The organism is Streptomyces sp. NPDC046909 (assembly GCF_040644695.1).
Lineage (GTDB): Bacteria > Actinomycetota > Actinomycetes > Streptomycetales > Streptomycetaceae > Streptomyces.
Genome location: NZ_JBEYXC010000002.1, coordinates 287,000 through 306,487, shown reverse-complemented (window position 1 = coordinate 306,487; position 19,488 = coordinate 287,000). Strand labels below are relative to the sequence as shown.

Genomic DNA, 19,488 nt, shown 5'->3' with positions numbered 1-19,488 from the left:
AGTCCCGGCCGTCCCAGGGCTGCCCGTGGCCGAGGTCACGGGCAGCCCGTACGCCTTGTGTCGTCCACCATGGGCACAGACCCTTCACCCGGAGAGACAGATGACCAGCAGCGCGGAGCGCAGGCACGCCGTCACGGACATCATCCTTGCCCTGGGCCTGCTCGGCTGCGTGACCCTCGGTGCCTCGATCACCATCCCCGGCATCAGCCAGCCACGCCATGAGTGGCCCGCCGAGGTCCTGGCGGCCGTCTCCTGTCTCGCCCTGCTCAGGTCGCGCGCCCACCCGCGCGCCTCTCTTGTCGTGGTCACCGGCTGCACGGTGACCACCGTGGCCCTGGGCTACCTGCTGACACCCCTGTTGCTCGCGCCTCTGATGATCGCGCTGTTCCGGGTCGCCGCCAGCACCGATGCCCGGACCGCGCGCATCTACGGTGCCGCCACGACGGCAGTGATCGTCATCGCCGCGGTGTCCGACCGGCCCACCGGCGAGATGATCCTGCTGCGCACCGTCGGCCCCGTGCTGTGGCTGATGCTGCCCCTGGTCGGCGGCAGCCGGGACCGGCTGCGCCGCGCCCACACCGAGGCGATCCAGGCCCGCGCCGCCTACGCCGAGCACACCCGCGAGGAAGAGGCCCGGCTGCGGGTTGCCGAGGAGCGGCTGCGGATCGCCCGCGAACTCCACGACGCCGTCGCCCACCACATGGCCGTCGCCAACGCCCAGGCCGGAACCGCCCGCCACCTCGCCCCCACCCACCCCGAACAGGCGATGAAGCTGCTCGACGAGCTGACCGCCACCACGTCCTCCGCACTGCTCGAACTCCGCGCCACGGTAGGGGTGCTGCGGCAGATCGGCGACGACCCCGACGGCGACTCCCTGGAACCCGCCCCCGGCCTGGACCGCCTCCCCGAGCTGATCGCGGCCTGCGAGACCGCCGGAGTCGAGGTCACCGTCAGCACCGAGGGCGAGCCCCGGCCGCTGTCACCGGGCGTGGACCTGACCGCGTACCGGATCATCCAGGAAGCCCTCACCAACGTCACCAAACACGGCGTGGACAAAGCGGCCACCGTCCGCCTGACCTACTCCGACTCCCGGCTGCTGATCTCGGTCACCAACGACGGGGCGGCCGCCGCGTCATCGGTCCCCGGCGGCGGTTACGGTCTGATGGGCATGCGGGAGCGTGCCCACTCCATCGGTGGCGATCTGCACGCCGGCCCCCGCCCCGGGGGCGGCTTCGCGGTCGAGACCGCGCTGCCGCTGCACCCGCTCGCCCCGGACGAAGACGAGGCACCCCTTTGAGCATTCGCGTCCTGCTCGCCGACGACCAGGCCCTCCTGCGCGGCACGTTCCGGCTGCTGATCGACTCCTGCCCCGACATGGAGGTGGTCGGCGAGGCCGCCGACGGCCAGGAGGCGCTGAACCTCGCGCGCGTCCACCGCCCCGACCTCGTCCTGATGGACATCCGCATGCCCGGCACGGACGGCCTCGCCGCCACCGCCGCGATCTGCGAGGACCCCGGCCTGTCCGGCACCCGGGTCCTCGTCCTCACCATGTTCGAGACCGAGGAGTACGTCGCCCAGGCGCTGCGCGTCGGAGCCAGCGGGTTCCTCGGGAAGTACGTCACCACCGACGAGCTGCTCGCCGGCATCCGCACGGTCGCCGCCGGCGAGGCCCTCCTCTCGCCCGCCGCCACCCGCGCCCTCATCACCCGCTTCCTCACCGCCCCGGCCCCGGGCGCGCTGCTCGCACCCCCGGAGCGCCTCGACGACCTCACACCCCGCGAACGCGAGGTCACCGCGCTCGCCGCCCGCGGCAGGTCCAACGACGAGATCGCCGAGGAGCTCGTCCTCAGCGTCCTGACCGTCCGCAGCCACATCCAGCGCTCCCTGACCAAGCTGGGCGCCCGCGACCGCGCCCAACTCGTCGTCATCGCCTACCAGACGGGACTGGTGCGGCCCGCATCCCCGCAACCGTGATCTCCGCAACCGTGACGGAACGCCGGACTCACAGCCCGAACAGCTGCGCCGCGTTGTCGTGGCACACCGCCCGCAGCCACGCCTCCCCGAGGTCCAGCCGCTCCAGGGCGTGCAGCTGGTGCACATACGGATAGGGGATGTTGGGGAAGTCGGTGCCGAGCAGGACGCGGTCCCCGAGGCCGCTCAGCCGGGACCGGGCGGCCGGGCCGGGGAAGGGCATGAAGCCCTCCGTGAAGTCGGTGAACGCCATGGTGGTGTCCAGCCGCACCTCCCCGTACCGCTCGGCGAGGCCGAGGAACTCCTCGTACTCGGGCATCCCCATGTGCGCGACGATCAGCCGCAGCGAGGGATGGCGGGCCAGCACTTGTGCGATCGGCCCGGGGCCGGTGTGCTTGCCGGGCGCGGGCCCGGAACCGCAGTGGATCACCACGGGGATCCCCGCCTCGGCCAGCAACCCCCAGGCCCCGTCGAGGAGTCCGTCCGCCGGGTCGTAATCACCCACCTGCACATGTGCCTTGAAGACGCGCGCACCCGCCTCGACGGCCTCCCGGACATACGTCTCGACGCCCGGCTCGGGATAGAGGGTGGAGGTGTGCAGACAGTCGGGGGTACGCCCGGCGAAGTCGGCCGCCCAGCCGTTGAGCCAGCGGGCCATGCCCGGCTTGTGCGGGTAGAGCATCGCCGTGAACGCCCGCACCCCGAACTCCCGCAGCAGCGCGGCCCGTTCGGCTTCTTCCTTGCGGTAGGTGATGGGCCATTCGAGCCCGCCCGTCAGCGGACCGAGCCCGTCGAAGTACTCCCAGACCTTGTGCAGGACACGCTCGGGCATGAAGTGCGTATGGACATCCACCAGCCCGGGAAGACCGAGTCGCTCCCAGAACCGGCGGACCTCGGCGGCCTCCTCGGCGGAAGCGGTCGTCGACGCCGTGCGGTGATGGTTCATGGCCCCACGATCACCGCTGGTGACGGGCTGAGTCCACTCCCGCGCACGGGGCGGCCGTGAGGGATCGGTCACCCGGGTGAGGGCCGCCGCACGCGGGTACCCGGCGTGGACGACCCGCAGCAAGGAGGCACCTATGAGCACGGTGAAGGAAGCGGTGGACGTGGAGGTTCCCGTCCACACGGCCTACAACCAGTGGACGCAGTTCGAGGAGTTCCCCCAGTTCATGGAGGGCGTCGAGGAGGTACGCCAGCTCGACGACCGGCACAACCACTGGACCACCAGGATCGGCGGTGTGCGGCGCGAGTTCGACACCGAGATAGTCGACCAGATGCCGGACGACCGGATCACCTGGCGTGTCGTCGACGGCGACACCGACCAGCGCGGATCGGTCAGGTTCCAGCGCCTGGACGACACGCACACCCGGGTGGAACTCACGATGGACGTCCAGCCCTCCGGCGTCGCCGAGAAGAGCGCCGACATGCTCGGGGTTCTCGACCGCAGGATCAAGGGCGACATGCGGCGCTTCAAGGAGTACATCGAGCGCCGGGGCGGCGAGACGGGCGCCTGGCGCGGACGCATCCGGCCCGAGGACCCGGGCACGCCGCACATGCCGTGAGCCACCCGCCCCGAGACGCCCGCGCGAACAGGGGCCCCGAACGCCCCGGGTGACCGCACCGGCGGTCCGCCCGGGGCGGCGGCGCGGCTCAACGCCCGGCGTGCGGCCCGGACCAGCGGCACAGCAGCCGGAAGGCTTGCAGCAGGGTCACCGGCCACAGCACGGCGAAGGCCCAGAGCACCCCGGGGTCCGAGGTGCGTGTCCCCACCACCATCAGGAAGACCGAGGCCGCCCCGAACAGCGCCACGGCCAGCGGCAGCCACGGGTCCCGCCCGCGCACCCGGGCCGCGCCGACCCGGCGGTCGCGCCGCATCTCGGTCTCGATGTGCTTGAGGACAAGGCGGTCTCGGAGCGAGAGCCGCGCGCCGGGGCCTTCGTACATCGCGGCCTCCTGGGTCTGCGGCGATGGCCCACGAGTACCCGGCGGCGGCACGGCGAACCGCGCACCGGCCCCGGGCAGGGCGCTCACCGCCCGGGCCGGGGATCCACATGGATCTTGGGACCGGGCCCCGCCCCGGCCGGGCGCTCGCCCGCCAGTACGGCACCGACCTCGTCGAGACCCACGGTGGCGGCGACCAACGGCCGGGGGTCCACCGACCCCTCGGCGTAGGCGCGGATCGTGGCGTCGAGGCCGGGGGAGGCGGACAGCACACCGACCGCCGTCACGTCCTTCAGGAGCAGCGTGCGATGGTCGAGCCGGCTCGGCTCCCCGGCCAGCCCGATGTACACGACCCGCCCCGTCGGCTCCACCAACTCCAGCGCCCGGTTGGGCAGATGGGGCGCGTTCGAGGCGTCCACGACCGAGTCGTACGGCAGGTCCGGGACCGCCCCCTCCGGCCACACGTGCGCGAAACCCAGGTCCCGCGCGAACGCCAGCGACTCCTCGGTACGGCCCATCAGATGCACCTCCGCCCCCGCGGCCCTCAGGAACATCGCCACCAGCAGCCCGATCGTCCCCGGCCCCAGCACCAGCGCCCGGTCCCCGGCACCGGGCGCGGCGGCCCGTGCGGCGCGCAGCGCGTTGCCGCCCGGCTCGACCAGCGCGCCGAGCACGGCGTCGACCGAGTCGGGCAGGGCGTGCAGGGAGGAGGCCGGTACGGCGAGCCGCTCCGCCAGCGCGCCGGGCTGCGCCCCGCGGATGCCGACCTCACGCCGCTTCTCGCACACATGCCCGCGCCCCCGCAGACAGCGCCGGCAGGTGCCGCAGCCCAGCATCGTGTCGCCCATGACCCGGCGGCCGAGCCAGCCGGCGTCGACCCCGTCACCGACCTCCGTCACCCGCCCGGCCCACTCGTGCCCGAGGCGCATCGGGTACGCGGAGTGCCCCTGGTGGAGATAGGCCATCTCACCCGTGAAGAACTCCACGTCGGTCCCGCACACCCCGACCCGCTCGACCTCGACGACGACTTCACCGGGTCCCGCCACCGGCGCCGGGAGCTCCTGGACCTCGTACGCGCCAGGGGCGGTGAGGACGAACGCGCGCATCAGATCTCCAGGGTTGAGGGGCTTGCCCCGCCCAGCGCCGACAGCCCACAAGTCGGCCGCTGTCGGCGCCTGTTGAGCCGTCCGAGCCGGGGTCTGTCGATGCGTCGGAGGTCTGCGTACGCTGCATGACGTTCCGAACAGTAGACCGCCGTACCGACTGTTGGAAGGGACTCGATGAAGAGGCTCCGCAGCGCGGACTGGTACGCGGGTCAGGACCGCAACGCCTACATCCACCGGGCGTGGATGCGGCGGGGCGTGCCCGGCGACGCCTTCACCGGCCGGCCGCAGATCGCCATCGCCAACACCGCCTCCGACCTGACCCCTTGCAACGCCCATCTCAACGAGGTCGCGGCCTCCGTGCGCGACGGCGTGCACGAGGCGGGCGGCATTCCGTTGAACCTGCCCGTGGTGTCGCTCGGCGAGACCAACGTCCGCCCCACCGCGATGCTCTGGCGCAACATGGCCGCGATGGCCACCGAGGAGATGCTGCGGGCCAACCCCATCGACGGCGTCGTCCTGCTGGGCGGCTGCGACAAGACGATCCCGTCGCTGCTCATGGCCGCCGCCTCGGTGGACCTGCCCGCCGTCGTGGTGCCCGGCGGCCCGATGCTCACCGGGACCTTCCGCGGCACTCCGCTGGGCTGCGGCACCGATGTGTGGCGGCTGTCGGAGGAGGTACGGGCGGGCACGCTGTCGCACGAGCAGTTCACCCGCTCCGAGTCGGCGATGATCCGCAGCCGCGGCCACTGCAACACGATGGGCACCGCCTCCACCATGGCGCTGGTGGCCGAGGCCCTGGGCACGGTGATTCCCGGCACCGCCGGAACGCCCGCGCCCGACAGCCGGCTGCTGGAGGCCGCGCACCGCACCGGCCGGCTCGCGGTCGCCATGGTGGACGCCGACCGGCGGCCGGCCACCTTCCTGACCGAGGCGTCCTTCCACAACGCGATCGTGGCGCTGGCGGCCGTCGGCGGTTCCACCAACGCCGTCGTCCACCTCCTCGCCATCGCGGGCCGACTGGGCGTCGACCTGTCCCTGGATGACTTCGACCGCATCGGTTCCCGGGTGCCGGTCCTGGTGGACCTCCAGCCGGCCGGCCGCTTCCTCATGGAGGACTTCCACCGCGCCGGGGGACTCCTCGCGGTCCTGCGCGAGGTCCAGGACCTCCTCGATCCCGACGCCCTGACCGTCACCGGAGAGCCCCTGGTCGACCATCTCGGCGACGCGCCGATCTGGGACGCCGAGGTCATCCGTACCCGCGCGAAGCCCCTGGTCGCCGAGGGCGGCATCGCCGTACTTCGGGGCAACCTCGCCCCGGACGGCGCCCTCGTCAAACCGGCCGCCGCCTCCCCGCATCTCCTCAAACACCGCGGCCGTGCCGTCGTCTTCGACTCCATCGAGGACTTCCACGCCCGCGTCGACGACCCCGGCCTCGACGTCGACGCCGACTCCGTCCTCGTCCTGCGCGGCTGCGGACCCAAGGGCTACCCGGGCATGCCCGAGGTGTCGAACATGCCGCTGCCGAAGAAACTGCTCGAACAGGGCGTCCGTGACATGGTCCGGATCTGCGACGGCCGGATGAGCGGCACCGCCTACGGCACCGTCGTCCTGCACGTGACCCCGGAGGCCGCCGCCGGCGGACCGCTCGCGCTGGTGCGCACGGGCGACTTCGTCGTCCTCGACGTCGAAGCGCGCCGCATCGACATCGACGTACCCGCCGAGGAACTCGCCCGCAGAACCCCCACCAAAGCCACCGTCTCCGGTTACGCCAGTCCGCGCCGCGGTTGGGAGCGCCTGTACGTCGACCATGTACTTCAGGCCGACACCGGGGCCGACCTGGACTTCCTGGTCGGATCGAGCGGGTCCGAGGTGACCCGCGAGTCGCACTGAGCGCTCCCGCCCCGACCGCCGGCCGGCAGCGCTTGACGTACCGGCCCGCCAGGCGGTGAGGTGTGCCCAGGGTCAGATCAACTCCGGGAGTTCCCATGCCACTTGACGCCAAGCTCATCAACAGCGACGTACCGCATTCCGCCCGGATCTGGAACTACTGGCTGGGCGGCAAGGACTGCTACGAGATCGACCGGCTGGTCGGCGACCAGATCGTCGAGGCGAATCCGCAGATCCTCGACATAGCCCGGGCACAGCGGGCCTTCCTCGTCCGTACCGTGGAACACCTCGTCCGCGAGGTGGGCATCCGGCAGTTCCTGGACGTCGGCACGGGACTGCCCACCGCCGACAACACCCACGAGGTCGCCCAGCGCATCGCCCCCGAGACGCGGATCGTCTACGTCGACAACGACCCGGTGGTCCTGGCCCACGCGGAGGCCCTGCTCACCAGCTCCCCCGAGGGTGCCACGGCCTACATCGACGCCGACATCCGCGACCCCGAGTCCATCCTGGAGGCGGCCGCCAAGACCCTGGACTTCACCGAGCCCATCGCGCTCGTGCTGCTGGGGATCACGGCCCACATCGTCGACGACACGGCGTACGACATCGTCGGACGGCTCGTCGACGCCCTGCCCTCGGGCAGCTACCTCGTGCTCTGCGACGACACCGAGGTGCTCGACCCCGAGGCGATGCGCGTCATGATCGAGCAGTGGAACGAGGCGGGCGACAACCCCCGCGTCAACCGCAGCCCCGAGCAGCTGGCCCGCTTCTTCGACGGCCTGGAGCTGGTCGACCCCGGTGTGGTGACGGTGTCCCGCTGGCGCCCGGGCCCGGCCGGTGCCGAGGGCCCTGAGGTCGACGACTTCGGCGGCGTGGGCCGTAAGCCGTAACACCGGCGGCGGTGAGACCAACGGGCTCCCGGCCGCCGACCGCCGGGAGCCCGTCCGGTACTTCCCCGACTGTTGTTCGGTGGCCGCGGCCGCCTGGATGGCGCGCCGCCCTTCTTTCTCGCGGACATCCCGTACGAATCTCCTGAACATCCCGCACGACCATTGACGCGCCCCCGGGCCGCCCCGACACTGGCATGACTACGTAGTCACCCAAGCCATGGGACGGCGACTTCACCTGGGTGACTACGTAGTCCAGGCAGTCGCCCAGCCAAGGGGAGCGCCATGACAACTCCGGCCGGTTCCGGTCGTCGGCGGCGTGGTCCCGGCATGACCGAGGTCGCCCGGGCCGCGGGCGTCTCCCAGAAGACCGTGTCCCGGGTCGTGAACGGCGAGCCGCATGTCAGCCCGGAGGTGCGCGACCGTGTGCTCCGGGTCATCAAGGAGCTGGACTACCGCCCGAACAACGCGGCGCGCGCCCTGCTCCTCGGCCGCTACCGGCGCATCGGCGTCGTCTCCCTCGGCACCGCCCTCTACGGCCCGTCCACCCTGCTCATCGCGCTGGAACGGGCGATGCAGCGGGCGGGTTACTCGTTCGCCCTGGCCAGCACCCTGGAAGGGCAGCGCGCCTCGGTCGCCGTGGAGGCGCTCCTCGAACAGGGCGTCGACGGCATCGTCCTGTCCGAGCCCATCGACGACGGCACCCCGCTCTCACTGAGCGCGCAGGTGCCCGTTGTCAGCCTCGGCGAGGGCGTCGAACTCGCCCACGGGGTGGGCGCGGTGGTCGGCGCCGACGGCGTCGCGGGCGCCCGGGCCGCCACCGAGCACCTGCTCTCCCTGGGCCACCGCACCGTCTGGCACATCCCCGGACCGCAGAACTGGTTCGCGGCCCGTGACCGGCTGCGCGGCTGGCGCGAGGCGCTCACCGCCGCCGGTGCCCCCGAACCGCCCCTGCCCGTCGAGGGCGACTGGACGCCCGCCGCCGGATACGCGGCAGGCCGCCAGCTCGCCCAACTCTCCGATGTCACCGCCGTGTTCGCCGCCAACGACGACATGGCGCTCGGCGCCCTGCGGGCCTTCGCCGACGCCGGCCGGGCCGTCCCCGGTGACGTCAGCGTCGTCGGCTACGACGACATCCCCGCCGCCGCCTACCTCACCCCGCCACTGACCACCGTCCGGCACGACACGGCGGCGGTCGCCGACCACGCCGTGGACGTACTGATCGCCATGATCGAGGGCCGGCCGGTCTCACCCGAACACGTCGGCCCGGCAGTCGAGTTGACCGTACGGGACTCGACCGGACCGGTGCGCAGCCGCACGCCCGCGTCCTAGCCCTCGCCCCCCGGGCAGCCGCTTGCCCGCCCCCTTCCTTGTAGCCGCACCACGTGAGGAGTCACGTGTGTACCCATCACCCCTGCCCCGCCGCGCCCTGCTCCGGGGTGCCCTCGGCCTCGGCACGGCCGCCGCACTCACCGCCTGTGGCGCCGGCACCGCCACCGTCCGCACCTCCGGTGACGTGACCCTGTCCCTGTGGACCCATGACCCCGGATACGAGGCCTTCTTCCGCAAGGGCATACCCGAGGCCGACCGGCTCACCGACTTCCGCTACCGCCTCGACGTCACCCGCGCCGGACCCGGCGACCTCGTCACCAAGCTGCTCGCCCAGGCCGTGGCGGGACGCGGCACCCCCGACACGGTCGGCTTCGAGATCGGCAGTTTCCCCCGCATGCTGCGCGGCGACATCGCCCCGCGTCTGCTGCACGACCTCACCCCCGACCTGGCCGCCGTGCCCGGCCTGAAGGACGACCTGCTGCCCGCCCGCCTCGCCCCCTTCAGCAAGGACGGCAAGGTCTACGCCCTCGACTCGGACACCCCGATGGTCATCTACTACTACCGCGACGACCTCTTCACGCAGTGGAACCTCCCCACCGACACCGCGACTTGGGAGGAGTTCGCCGAACTCGGCGCCCGGGTCCACAAGGACCACGACGCCTCCCTCTGCGTGGTCTCCACGGTCGGCAGCGACACGGGCCAGGTCGTGCAGTCCTTCCAGATGCTGCTCTATCAGCGCGGCGGCGCCTTCTTCGACGCCGACGGAAACCTGGTGCTGGACTCGCCGGAGGCCGAGGAGGTGCTGACCTTCCTGTGCGAAGGGCTGCGCACCGGCTTCGTCATCGACATCTCCGACTACTACGGGGCCGCGATGCAGGCGGCACTGAAGGGGAACAAGGTCGTCGGACTGCCCATGGCCATCTGGTACAAGAACTACGGCCTGGTCCCCAACGTCCCCGAACAGAAGGGGAGATGGCGGGTCCGGGACCTGCCCCGGTTCGCGAAGGGCGGCGGGCGGACCGCCGCGCTCGGCGGCACCGGATTCGGTGTCGTCAAGGACAAGGCGAACACCGCCGCGGCCACCGACTTCCTCCTCAGCACCTGGCTCACCCACGAGGGGCAGGTCCGCCGCTTCACCGAGACCGGCTATCTGCCCACCCGCCGCTCCGTCTTCCAGGACCCGCGGCTCAACGCCACGCGGGACGAATTCTGCGGCGGACAACGGCTGTTCACCCTCTACCGCGCGCTGCTCCCGGACGTACCGGCCTTCTACCAGAGCCCCGACCAGTCGATCCTCTTCGACGTCCTCGCCGGAAACCTCCTGCGCGCCTACCGAGGCGATGTCACCCCACGCCAGGCACTCAAACAGACCGCGGCCGACTACCGCGACCAGGCCGGACGTTAGGAGGCCCCGACATGACCACCGTCGCAGCGGGCCGGGCCCGCACCGCCGACCAGCGCACCACCGGGACCGGGAGCGCCCACCGCCCCCGCAAGCCCTGGGCGCCCTACCTCTTCATCTCGCCCTTCTATCTCCTCTATGTCCTGTTCATGCTGGTCCCGATCGCGGTCTCGCTGTGGCTCAGCCTGACCGAGTGGGTCGGCCTCGGCGCCCCGCGCTGGGTGGGACTGCGCAACTACCGGCTGCTGTTCACCGACATCAGCTTCCACCGGGCCCTCGGCAACACGGCGATCTTCGTGCTCGTCGCGGTCTGCGTGGTCGTGCCCCTGGCGCTGCTGATCGCGCAGGCCCTCAACACCCGCGGCCTGCGCGCCCGTGACCTGTGGCGCACCGCCTACTTCGTGCCGATCGTCGTCTCCCCGATCCTCGTCGCGCTCATCTTCGGCCTGCTCTTCGACCGGCAGTTCGGCCTGATCAACTCGGTGCTGAAGGCCCTGTTCGGGACCGGCGGCACCGACTGGCTCGGCGATCCGAACCTCGCCAAGGTGAGCATCGCCCTGGTCATGCTGTGGCGCTGGACCGGCTATCTCACCGTGTTCTTCCTCGCCGGACTCCAGAACGTGCCACGGGAGTTGTACGAGGCGGCGGCGATCGACGGCGCCGGACGTCTGCGCACCTTCACCACGGTCACCCTCCCGGCACTGAAGCCGGTGACCGCGTTCGTCGTCGTCACCTCCTTCATCGGCGCGGCCCAGATCTTCGAGGAGCCGTACCTGCTGACCGGCGGCGGCCCGGCCGAGTCGACCCTCTCGGTGACGATGTTCATCTACCGGGCCGCCTTCCAGCGCCAGCAGTTCGGCTACGCGGCCGCCGCGGCCGTCGTCCTGTTCGTCCTCGTCTTCGGACTCAGCCAGCTCTTCAACCGACTCCTCGGCATCGGGAGGGCGTCCTCATGATGCGCACCCGCGTACCCCTCTACGGCGTACTCGTCCTGCTGCTCCTGGCCTTCCTGGCACCGCTGTTGTGGGCGCTGAGCGGCTCCTTCAAGCCGCGCGGCGACATCTTCGGCTACCCGCCCGAGCTCATCCCCGACCCGTTCACCCTCGACAACTACCAACGCCTGTTCTCCGGGCAGCCGTTCTGGCGCTGGTTCCTGATGAGCACGGTCGTCGCCCTCGTCGCCACCGCCGTCTCCGTGTTCGTCTGCGCGCTTGCGGGCTACGGCTTCGCCAAGTTCCGCTTCGCCGGGAAACGGCTGCTGTTCGGCGTCATGTTCAGCTCGCTGTCCATCCCGTTCGCGGTGATCCTCGTGCCGCTCTTCGTGATCCTCGTCAAGACCGGCCTGGGCAGCCCCTGGTTCGCGCTGATCGTGCCCTGGGCGGCGCCCGCGTTCGGGATCTTCATGATGCAGCAGTACATTGTGCAGTCCGTTCCGGACTCCGTCCTGGAGGCCGCCCGTATCGACGGGGCGAGCGAGTTCGGCATCTTCCGCACCATCGTGCTGCCCCTGCTGCGGCCCGCGCTCGGCGCGCTCGCCGTCTGGCAGTTCCTCCAGAGCTACAACAGCTTTCTGTGGCCCCTGGTGCTGGTCTCCGACAGCTCCCAGTACACCCTGCCGCTCGGCCTTCAGACCCTGTTCGTGTCGGAGCAACGGCAGTACGACCTCGTACTCGCCGGCGCCGTCATCGCCGTGGTCCCCGCGGTCGCCCTCTTCGTCGTCCTGCGCAAACAGCTCCTCGAAGGCCTGTCCACGGGAGCCGTCAAGGGCTGACATCCAAAACTGACGGCCACTCAACCACCGTATTGGAGAAGAATGTTCGACCTCCCCCGCCGGGTCCTGTTCGGCGCCGCCTACTACCACGAGTACCAGCCCCACGAGCGCCTCAAGGACGACCTCGACCTCATGGCCGAGGCCCGCTTCACCGTCATCCGCGTCGGCGAGTCGGTGTGGTCCACCTGGGAACCGGAGAACGGCCGCTTCGACCTCGACTGGCTGCGACCGGTGCTCGACGGCGCCCACGAGCGCGGCATCTCGGTGATCCTCGGCACCCCGACCTACGCCGTGCCCCCGTGGCTGGCCCGCCAGTACCCGGAGATCGCGGGGGAGCGGCGCACCGGCGAGCGCATCGGCTGGGGCGCCCGGCAGGAGGTCGACTTCACCCACCCGGCGTTCCGCTTCCACGCCGAACGGGTCATCCGGAAGATCGTCGAACGGTACGCCGACCACCCGGCGGTCATCGGCTTCCAGGTCGACAACGAACCCGGCAACGAACTCCTGCACAACCACGGCGTGTTCCAGCGCTTCGTCGACCAACTCCGCGCGCGCTACGGCGATGTGGAGACCCTCAACCGGGAGTGGGGCCTCGTCTACTGGTCGCACCGCCTGTCCACCTGGTCCGACCTCTGGACCCCCGACGGCAACGCCCAGCCCCAGTACGACCTGGCCTGGCGGCGCTTCCAGGCCGGGCTGGTCACCGAGTTCATCGCCTGGCAGGCGGACATCGTCCGCGAGTACGCCCGCCCCGGCCAGTTCGTGACCACCTGCATCTCCTACGACCGCCCCGCCGTTGAGGACGACAAGCTCACCGAGCCCCTCGACGTCACCGCGGGCAACCCGTACTACACGATGCAGGACGCCCTCGCACTCCCCGACGAGAACACCGCGGGCCAGGGCTGGACCACCAACGGCACCTGGGCCCTGTACCGCAGCGCCGACCGCATGTACGCCTCCCGCCAGGAACCCTTCCTGGTGACGGAGACCGACGCCCAGGCCATCGGCGAACCGTGGAACAACCGCCCGGCCTACGACGGCCAGTGGCGGCAGGCCGCCTGGGCGCTGATCTCGCGCGGCGCCTCGATGATCGAGTACTGGCACTGGCACACCCTGCACTTCGGCACCGAGACCTACTGGGGCGGCATCCTCCCGCACAACGGCAAGCCCGGCCGCGTGTACCGCGAACTCGCCGTGCTGGGGGAGGAGTTGGAGAAGGCGGGCGACCTGGTGGCCGCCCTCACCCCGGACGCCGACGTCGCCTTCCTCTACGACGGCCCCAGCAAATGGGCCCTCCAGGCCCAGCCGCCGCTGGCCCGCCCGGACGGAAGCGCGGACGGGAGGTCGTACGAGACGCTCTTCGACGCCTTCTACCGGGGTGCCTTCGACGCGGGACTCCAGTCCCGCATCCTCCACCCCGGCCAACTCCCGGACGCCGAACTGCCGTCCGTCCTCGTGGTGCCCGCCTTCTACGCGGCCGACGACGACACCCTCGACCGGCTGCGGACCTACGCCGAGCGGGGCGGCCACCTGATCGTGGGGCCCCGTACGGGATACGGCGACCCCGAGGCGAGGGCACGCACGGACGTCCAGCCCGCCCGGCTGGCGGACGCGGCTGGGGTGACGTACGACGAGTTCAGCAACCTGAGCGCCCCGCTGCCCGTGACCGGCACGGCCGCCCTCGCCCTCCCGCCCGAGGCGCGCGCCCTGCACTGGGTGGACGGGCTGCGGACGCGGGGCGCCGGGGAGCTGGCGACGTACGAGCACCCGCACTTCGGCCGCTGGCCCGCCGTCACCACCCACGCCCATGGCGCGGGCCGGATCACCTACGTCGGTACCGTCCCCGACCCGGCCTTCGCCCGCGCCCTGCTGACCTGGGCCGCCCCGGCCGACGACCCGCGCCCCGACCACCCGAGCGTCACCTCGACCACCGCCACCGCCCGTGACGGCCGCCGCGTGCGCTTCCTGCACAACTGGTCGTGGGAGACGGTGTCCGTCGCGGTGCCCGGCGGGGTGCGGGACGCGGTCTCCGGGGTCGTGTACGGCGATGCGGTCGAGCTCGGCCCTTGGGATGTGAAGGTGCTCCAGCTATAGTCAACAAAGTGAGTAGGTGAAGCGTTGGTCAGGTGAGGCGGTCGGGTGTGAACGGACCACTGCGATATGTCGCCCTCGGGGACAGCCAGACCGAGGGATGCGGCGACGGCGACGACGTACAGGGACTGCGCGGCTGGGCCGACCGGCTCGCCGAACACCTCGCGGAGGGCACGCCCGGTCTGCTCTACGCCAATCTCGCCGTGCGCGGCCGGCTCGCCGGGCAGGTGCGGGCCGAACAGCTCGCGCCCGCCCTGGAGTTGAAGCCCGACCTCGCCACCGTCGTCGCCGGCATGAACGACCTGCTGCGGCCGGCCTTCGACGCCGACGAGGTGGCGGGCCACCTGGAGGCGATGTTCGCCGCGCTCACCGCGCAGGGCGCCCGCGTGGCGACGGTGACCTTCCCGGACGTCGGCCGGATCATCCCGGTGGCCCGCCCCCTGGTCCCCCGGGTCCTCGCCCTCAACGACCGCATCCGGCGGGCGGCGGACCGGCACGGCGTCCTGGTCGCCGAGACCTCCCACCACCCGGTCGTGACCGACCCGCGGCTGTGGAGCCCCGACCGGCTGCACGCGAGCCCGCTCGGCCACGCCCGGATCGCCGCGGCGGTCGCCGACGCCCTCGGTCTGCCGGGCAGCGACGACAGCTGGACCCGCCCGCTGCCCGCCGATCCACGGGCCGCCTCGGGCCTGCGCGCGGTGGTCGCCGAGGTGCGCTGGGCCGGCTCCTTCCTCGGCCCGTGGCTCGTACGGCGGGTACGGGGCCGCTCGTCCGGGGACGGCCGCGTGGCCAAGCGGCCCGAGCTGACGCCGGTGCTGGGACCGGCTCGTACGCACTCCCTCGACTGATCAAATAGGTTGGGTCCATGGCTCTGCGCAACGCGGTGATGGCCGCGCTCCTGGAGGGCGAGGCCTCCGGATACGACCTCGCCAAGGGCTTCGAGGCCTCCGTCGCCAACTTCTGGATGGCCACCCCCCAGCAGCTCTACCGCGAACTGGAACGCATGGAGACCGAGGGACTCGTCTCCGCCCGGGTCGTCGAGCAGGAGCGCCGCCCCAACAAGCGCCTGTTCTCCCTCACCGACGCGGGCCTTGAGGTCCTGCGGTCGTACGTCGCCGCCGTGCCCGCGAAACCCACGGCCATCCGCGACGAGCTCATGGTCAAGGTGCAGTGCGTCGACATCGGCGACGCCGACGCCGTACGGGCCGCGATCGTCGAACGCGTGGAGCGGTCCACCGCCAAACTGGCCCGCTACGAACGGATGCGGGAACGGATGCTGGCCGGCCGCACCGAGGACGAGTACTTCGCCGAGGCCGAACGCATCGGGCCCTACCTCACCCTCCTCGGCGGCATCGCCTTCGAGCGCGGCAACCTCAAGTGGGGCGAGACCGCGCTGAAGCGACTCGATCAGCGTCCCTGAGGGAGGAGGGTGAGTGCATGGGTCCCTTGAGCGTGTCCGCGTCGGGGGAGGCCGCCACCCCCACTCCCCGCTGTCCCCACCTCGACTGGGCCGAGTCCGGCGCCATGGCACTCACCGGCCACGAGCACGGCCCCCCGCTCCTGCCGCCCGCCGGCCTGATGCGCCTCCTCCACGAACTCCGCCGCGCACTCCCCGTGGACCTCGACCCCGCCCTCCTCCTGGGCGCCCGCGCCGGAGCTGCGGGCCTCACCCGGCGCGGCCGGACCTCCGCAGGCGGCGCCACCCGACTCCTCCCCGCCGCCGACGGATGGTGCGCGGTCACCCTGGCCCGCCCCGACGACCTCGAACTCCTCCCCGCGATCCTCGGCCGGGCCGACATCCACGACCCGTGGGACGACCTCGCCGCCACCGCACGCACCACCAAGGCCCGTGAACTCACCGCGCACATCCGCATGTTCGGGGTCCCGGCCGCCGCACTGCCCACCCGGCCACCGCCACCACTGACCGAAGGCCCCCCGTTCCGCACCACCCGGATCGCCGACCCCGCCAAGAAGCCGCGCCTCGACCGACCCCTCGTCGTCGACCTCTCCTCCCTCTGGGCCGGCCCTCTCTGCGCCCACCTCCTCGGGCGAGCGGGCGCCCGGATCGTCAAGGTGGAGAGCACCCGGCGCCCCGACGGTGCGCGAGCGGGCAGCCCGGCCCTCTACGACTGGCTGCACGGCGGCCACGAGAGCGTCGCCGTCGACTTCACCACCGCCGAAGGGCGCGCGGACCTCGCCGAGTTGATCGATGCCGCCGATGTCGTGATCGAGGCGTCCAGACCCCGGGCGCTCGCCCAACTCGGGCTGGCCGTCGAGCGGTTGGAGCACCGGGCGGGCAAGGTGTGGGTCGGAATCACCGGTTACGGCAGGAGTCACCCCGACCGGGTCGCCTTCGGTGACGACGCCGCGGTCGCCGGAGGGCTCGTGGCGAGGTCGCAGGACGGCCCGGTGTTCTGCGGCGACGCGATCGCCGACCCGCTCACGGGAGTGGTGGCCGCCTTGGGTGCCTTCACGGCCCTGGCGCGAGGCGGCGGGGAGTTCATCGACGTGTCGATGCGCGATGTGGCCGCCGCCTTCGCCGGGACCCCCGAGGCGGAGCACGGTCCGCATCCGGTACGACGGGACGGCGACGGCTGGTCGGTGACCTGCCCGCTGCTCGGCCGCACCCGACCCGTGCTGCCGCCCCGCCCCCCTGCCCCGGAGGCACCCGCACCCGCGATGGGAGCCGACAACGCCCTCATCCGTGCACTACGCGCCCCGCGATGAGGGTGGCCCGCACCTGCCCGGCATCCGGCGCCCGCAGCGCCTCGCCCAACGGCCGGTCGAGGAGCACGAGGTCGGCGGGCAGCCCCGGCGCGACCTGCCTCGGCGGCCCTCCCGGATCGTGCAACGCGGAGAGCAGCCCGTCGAGGACCGTGGCCGCCGCGACCCGCTCGTCCGGCCCCAGCACCCGCCCCGAGATCGTCCGCCGCTCGACCGCCGCCCGCAGACCGGCCCACGGATCGGGGTCCCCGTACGGCGCGTCACTGCTCGCCGCCACCCGCACCCCCGCCCGCAACAGCCCGGCGTAGGGCCACAGGTCCCCCCGGTCCTCCGGTGCCACCCGCGCCCAGTAGTCGTCCCCGCGCCTGGCCACCAGCGTCGGCTGGGTGACGACGGTGATGCCGCGCGCCGCCAACTCCCCGGCCAGGGCCGCGTCGGCGACGGCACAGTGCTCGACCCGGTCACCCCGCATGCCCCCCGCCTCGTCCAGCGCGGCGAGGGTCAGCGCGAGGGCCACCCGGGTCACACAGTGCACGGCGACCGGGCGACCCACGGCATGGGCACGTCGTATCCGCAGGACGAGTGCGCCGAACTCCGGGAGTTCGTGATCGGCGACGACCAGCTTCACGGGTCCGACGCTCAGCCTGGGGTGGTCCGAAGCAGTGCTCTCCGCGGCCATCAGCAGGACGTGCTGGGGGAGTTCGCCCCGCCGCACCGCCTCCGCGACGACCTCGCCCGCGCCCGCGTCCGGAGTGGCGTCCGCGACATGGGTGACGCCGAGTCGGGCCAACCTCGCGCCCACCGCCCGCAGGGACGGCGGCCGAGCGCCGAGCGCCTCGCGCAGCCAGGCGTCGGCCCGCCACACCAGCCCACGCCCGATGTCGTCACCGGTGGCAACCCGGAGCCGGGCCATGCCGTCAGGCGTGTCTCCCCCCAGCCGTCGCAGCCCCGTCGAGTTGACCACCCACAACGCCCCGGAACGGTGCTGCACGCGCACCGGCAGCACCGGGTTCCAGACGTCCAGCGCATCCCGGTCCAGCTCCCCGTGGGCCACCTCGTCGTACCCGACCACCCGCACCCACCCGTCCTCGCCGGGAACCGCCCGAGCGATCAACCGGGACAGCCCCTCGCGCGCGACCCCGGACACGTCCACCGACGACTCCAGCGCCGCCATGGCCGCGAGATGCAGATGGTGATCGGCAAGACCCGGCAGCAGCGCACCCCCCTCACCCCGTACGACCAACTCCTCGCCCCCCGCCCGCAGCCGAGGCCCGACCTCCACCACGACACCCCCGCGCACCCGGCAGTCGACCAGTCCCGGCCACCCCCGCACGGACACGTCCCGCAGCAGTGCGTCGCCGCTCATGGCCGTCGGTCTCGTCCGTCGATCTCGTCCACCAGCCCCCACCGCAGCGCGGTCCCCGCGTCCACCCGTGCCCCGCTCAGCATCATCCAGGCCGCCCGCCACCGCCCGATCCGGCGCGGCACGCTCACCGTGCCGCCCGCCCCCGGCACCAGCCCCATCTCCACTTCCGGCAGCAGGAAGAAGGCGCCCGGCGAGGCCACCACACGCCTGGCGAAGGCGGCCATCTCGATGCCGGCGCCCACCGCCGCCCCCCGCACCCGCACGGTGACCCGGTCCCGCAGCCGGTCGACGAGCCGCCAGGGCGCCCGGTCGAGCCGTACGAGATACGCGGCCACGAGATCGCGGGCGGTGCCGAACTCGGCGAGGTCGCCGCCGCTGCAGAACACCGGCCCCGCACCCGCGAGTTCGACCTCACGGACCGTGTCGTCGAGGACGGCCAGCTCCAGGGCGTCGTAGAGCTCCTCGCGCATCCGGAAGTTGAACGCGTTCCGTCGCTCCGGGCGGTCGAGGAGGATCGACAGCCGGCCGGCGTCGCGGCTCAGGCGGACGCAGTCCGTGTCCGGTGGCGGGGTCGGCCGCGGGCCGCGCCCGGCCAGCCAGGACGCGAACTCCGTTCCGCCCAGCAGCATCGAGTACGCCGCGGCCTCCGCGGCCAGCCCGTCGAGCGTGCCGAGCGAGGGGGTCTGCCGCAGCAGCCGCCCCAGCGTGACCGTGGTCTGCGGGCGGTGCGCCCCGACCTCGGTCAGTGCGTCGTACGCCTTCCAAGGGTCCTCCACCGGTACCAACTCCAGGCGGCCGGAGTCCACTTGGGGGCCTGCCAGGGTCAGCGTCAGTGCCTGCACCAGTGGGGTCAACCGCTCCGGCGGCCGCCGTGTCGCGATCCCCACCGTGACGGTGAGGGAGTCGGCGACCTGGGCGGCGGCCTCTGCGACGCGCGCCGGATCGGCGCTGTGCCAGGCGTCGAGATCCAGCGGTTCCATGCCGCGAAGCGTAGACCGCATCCGATTCTC

General features: G+C 72.3%; 18 protein-coding genes. 13 read left to right on the top strand and 5 right to left on the bottom strand.

All coding sequences use genetic code 11. The annotated features are described in order from the left end of the window. Positions 1-100: 100 nt before the first annotated feature. Both ABZ928_RS05595 and ABZ928_RS05590 read left to right on the top strand, forming a co-directional pair. On the top strand, positions 101-1,297 hold the full coding sequence (locus tag ABZ928_RS05595; RefSeq protein WP_361515213.1) for a sensor histidine kinase: 1,197 nt from the start codon (positions 101-103) through the stop codon (positions 1,295-1,297). Further along, positions 1,294-1,974: a response regulator transcription factor gene (locus ABZ928_RS05590; protein ID WP_361515212.1), complete on the top strand. Its 681-nt coding sequence runs from the start codon at positions 1,294-1,296 to the stop codon at positions 1,972-1,974. The genes ABZ928_RS05595 and ABZ928_RS05590 overlap by 4 nt, the downstream gene beginning before the upstream one ends. Before the next feature lie 28 nt (positions 1,975-2,002). Here the strand turns inward: ABZ928_RS05590 and ABZ928_RS05585 are convergent, their stop codons facing one another. After that, positions 2,003-2,917 carry an amidohydrolase family protein gene (locus ABZ928_RS05585; protein ID WP_361515211.1) on the bottom strand — a complete coding sequence of 305 codons (915 nt, stop codon included), beginning with the start codon at positions 2,915-2,917 and terminating at the stop codon, positions 2,003-2,005. A 133-nt stretch (positions 2,918-3,050) separates the two neighbouring features. Here ABZ928_RS05585 and ABZ928_RS05580 point away from each other — a divergent pair, with 133 nt between their 5' ends. Beyond that, positions 3,051-3,533, top strand: a complete 483-nt coding sequence (locus ABZ928_RS05580) for an SRPBCC family protein (RefSeq protein WP_361515210.1) — start codon at positions 3,051-3,053, stop codon at positions 3,531-3,533. 88 nt (positions 3,534-3,621) lie between these two features. Here the strand turns inward: ABZ928_RS05580 and ABZ928_RS05575 are convergent, their stop codons facing one another. Beyond that, positions 3,622-3,915 carry a hypothetical protein gene (locus ABZ928_RS05575; protein ID WP_361515209.1) on the bottom strand — a complete coding sequence of 98 codons (294 nt, stop codon included), beginning with the start codon at positions 3,913-3,915 and terminating at the stop codon, positions 3,622-3,624. Between the two features lie 83 nt (positions 3,916-3,998). Continuing rightward, entirely contained in the window at positions 3,999-5,018 is a 1,020-nt protein-coding gene (locus ABZ928_RS05570; protein ID WP_361515208.1) for an alcohol dehydrogenase catalytic domain-containing protein, read from the bottom strand. Positions 5,019-5,192: 174 nt separating this feature from the next. Between ABZ928_RS05570 and ABZ928_RS05565 the strand changes: the two genes are divergently transcribed. The 10 genes from ABZ928_RS05565 (at position 5,193) to ABZ928_RS05520 (ending at position 17,115) form a co-directional block, all read left to right on the top strand. Next, positions 5,193-6,908, top strand: a complete 1,716-nt coding sequence (locus ABZ928_RS05565) for an IlvD/Edd family dehydratase (RefSeq protein ID WP_361515207.1) — start codon at positions 5,193-5,195, stop codon at positions 6,906-6,908. Between the two features lie 95 nt (positions 6,909-7,003). Beyond that, positions 7,004-7,795, top strand: a complete 792-nt coding sequence (locus ABZ928_RS05560) for an SAM-dependent methyltransferase (RefSeq protein ID WP_361515206.1) — start codon at positions 7,004-7,006, stop codon at positions 7,793-7,795. Positions 7,796-8,077: 282 nt separating this feature from the next. After that, positions 8,078-9,124, top strand: coding sequence for a LacI family DNA-binding transcriptional regulator (locus ABZ928_RS05555; RefSeq protein WP_361515205.1), 1,047 nt, complete (start codon positions 8,078-8,080; stop codon positions 9,122-9,124). A gap of 67 nt (positions 9,125-9,191) precedes the next feature. Then, positions 9,192-10,529, top strand: a complete 1,338-nt coding sequence (locus ABZ928_RS05550) for an ABC transporter substrate-binding protein (protein WP_361515204.1) — start codon at positions 9,192-9,194, stop codon at positions 10,527-10,529. 11 nt (positions 10,530-10,540) lie between these two features. Next, a complete protein-coding gene (locus tag ABZ928_RS05545; RefSeq protein ID WP_361515203.1) occupies positions 10,541-11,482 on the top strand; it encodes a sugar ABC transporter permease in 942 nt (313 codons plus the stop codon). Further along, on the top strand, positions 11,479-12,297 hold the full coding sequence (locus tag ABZ928_RS05540; RefSeq protein ID WP_361515202.1) for a carbohydrate ABC transporter permease: 819 nt from the start codon (positions 11,479-11,481) through the stop codon (positions 12,295-12,297). Before ABZ928_RS05545 ends, ABZ928_RS05540 begins: the two co-directional genes overlap by 4 nt. A 42-nt stretch (positions 12,298-12,339) precedes the next feature. Next, the gene (locus ABZ928_RS05535) at positions 12,340-14,391 is read left to right on the top strand and encodes a beta-galactosidase (protein ID WP_361515201.1); all 2,052 of its coding nucleotides are present in this window, start codon (positions 12,340-12,342) and stop codon (positions 14,389-14,391) included. Between the two features lie 47 nt (positions 14,392-14,438). Continuing rightward, a complete protein-coding gene (locus ABZ928_RS05530) occupies positions 14,439-15,236 on the top strand; it encodes an SGNH/GDSL hydrolase family protein (RefSeq protein ID WP_361515200.1) in 798 nt (265 codons plus the stop codon). A 17-nt stretch (positions 15,237-15,253) separates the two neighbouring features. Continuing rightward, positions 15,254-15,808, top strand: a complete 555-nt coding sequence (locus ABZ928_RS05525) for a PadR family transcriptional regulator (protein ID WP_361515199.1) — start codon at positions 15,254-15,256, stop codon at positions 15,806-15,808. A 17-nt stretch (positions 15,809-15,825) separates the two neighbouring features. Beyond that, positions 15,826-17,115, top strand: a complete 1,290-nt coding sequence (locus tag ABZ928_RS05520; protein WP_361515198.1) for a CoA transferase — start codon at positions 15,826-15,828, stop codon at positions 17,113-17,115. Here ABZ928_RS05520 and ABZ928_RS05515 read toward each other — a convergent pair. Then, positions 17,087-18,478: an amidohydrolase family protein gene (locus tag ABZ928_RS05515; protein WP_361515197.1), complete on the bottom strand. Its 1,392-nt coding sequence runs from the start codon at positions 18,476-18,478 to the stop codon at positions 17,087-17,089. The genes ABZ928_RS05520 and ABZ928_RS05515 overlap by 29 nt on opposite strands. Beyond that, on the bottom strand, positions 18,475-19,458 hold the full coding sequence (locus ABZ928_RS05510) for an enoyl-CoA hydratase/isomerase family protein (RefSeq protein WP_361515196.1): 984 nt from the start codon (positions 19,456-19,458) through the stop codon (positions 18,475-18,477). Before ABZ928_RS05510 ends, ABZ928_RS05515 begins: the two co-directional genes overlap by 4 nt. Between the last annotated feature and the right edge of the window lie 30 nt (positions 19,459-19,488).

What these genes read in the sequence shown, in the direction of transcription:
- ABZ928_RS05595 (WP_361515213.1), top strand. Translation starts at nt 101, where the DNA reads ATGACCAGCAGCGCGGAGCGCAGGCACGCCGTCACGGACATCATCCTT.
- ABZ928_RS05585 (WP_361515211.1), bottom strand. Translation starts at nt 2,917, where the DNA reads ATGAACCATCACCGCACGGCGTCGACGACCGCTTCCGCCGAGGAGGCC.
- ABZ928_RS05580 (WP_361515210.1), top strand. Translation starts at nt 3,051, where the DNA reads ATGAGCACGGTGAAGGAAGCGGTGGACGTGGAGGTTCCCGTCCACACG.
- ABZ928_RS05575 (WP_361515209.1), bottom strand. Translation starts at nt 3,915, where the DNA reads ATGTACGAAGGCCCCGGCGCGCGGCTCTCGCTCCGAGACCGCCTTGTC.
- ABZ928_RS05570 (WP_361515208.1), bottom strand. Translation starts at nt 5,018, where the DNA reads ATGCGCGCGTTCGTCCTCACCGCCCCTGGCGCGTACGAGGTCCAGGAG.
- ABZ928_RS05565 (WP_361515207.1), top strand. Translation starts at nt 5,193, where the DNA reads ATGAAGAGGCTCCGCAGCGCGGACTGGTACGCGGGTCAGGACCGCAAC.
- ABZ928_RS05560 (WP_361515206.1), top strand. Translation starts at nt 7,004, where the DNA reads ATGCCACTTGACGCCAAGCTCATCAACAGCGACGTACCGCATTCCGCC.
- ABZ928_RS05555 (WP_361515205.1), top strand. Translation starts at nt 8,078, where the DNA reads ATGACAACTCCGGCCGGTTCCGGTCGTCGGCGGCGTGGTCCCGGCATG.
- ABZ928_RS05545 (WP_361515203.1), top strand. Translation starts at nt 10,541, where the DNA reads ATGACCACCGTCGCAGCGGGCCGGGCCCGCACCGCCGACCAGCGCACC.
- ABZ928_RS05540 (WP_361515202.1), top strand. Translation starts at nt 11,479, where the DNA reads ATGATGCGCACCCGCGTACCCCTCTACGGCGTACTCGTCCTGCTGCTC.
- ABZ928_RS05535 (WP_361515201.1), top strand. Translation starts at nt 12,340, where the DNA reads ATGTTCGACCTCCCCCGCCGGGTCCTGTTCGGCGCCGCCTACTACCAC.
- ABZ928_RS05525 (WP_361515199.1), top strand. Translation starts at nt 15,254, where the DNA reads ATGGCTCTGCGCAACGCGGTGATGGCCGCGCTCCTGGAGGGCGAGGCC.
- ABZ928_RS05520 (WP_361515198.1), top strand. Translation starts at nt 15,826, where the DNA reads ATGGGTCCCTTGAGCGTGTCCGCGTCGGGGGAGGCCGCCACCCCCACT.
- ABZ928_RS05515 (WP_361515197.1), bottom strand. Translation starts at nt 18,478, where the DNA reads ATGAGCGGCGACGCACTGCTGCGGGACGTGTCCGTGCGGGGGTGGCCG.
- ABZ928_RS05510 (WP_361515196.1), bottom strand. Translation starts at nt 19,458, where the DNA reads ATGGAACCGCTGGATCTCGACGCCTGGCACAGCGCCGATCCGGCGCGC.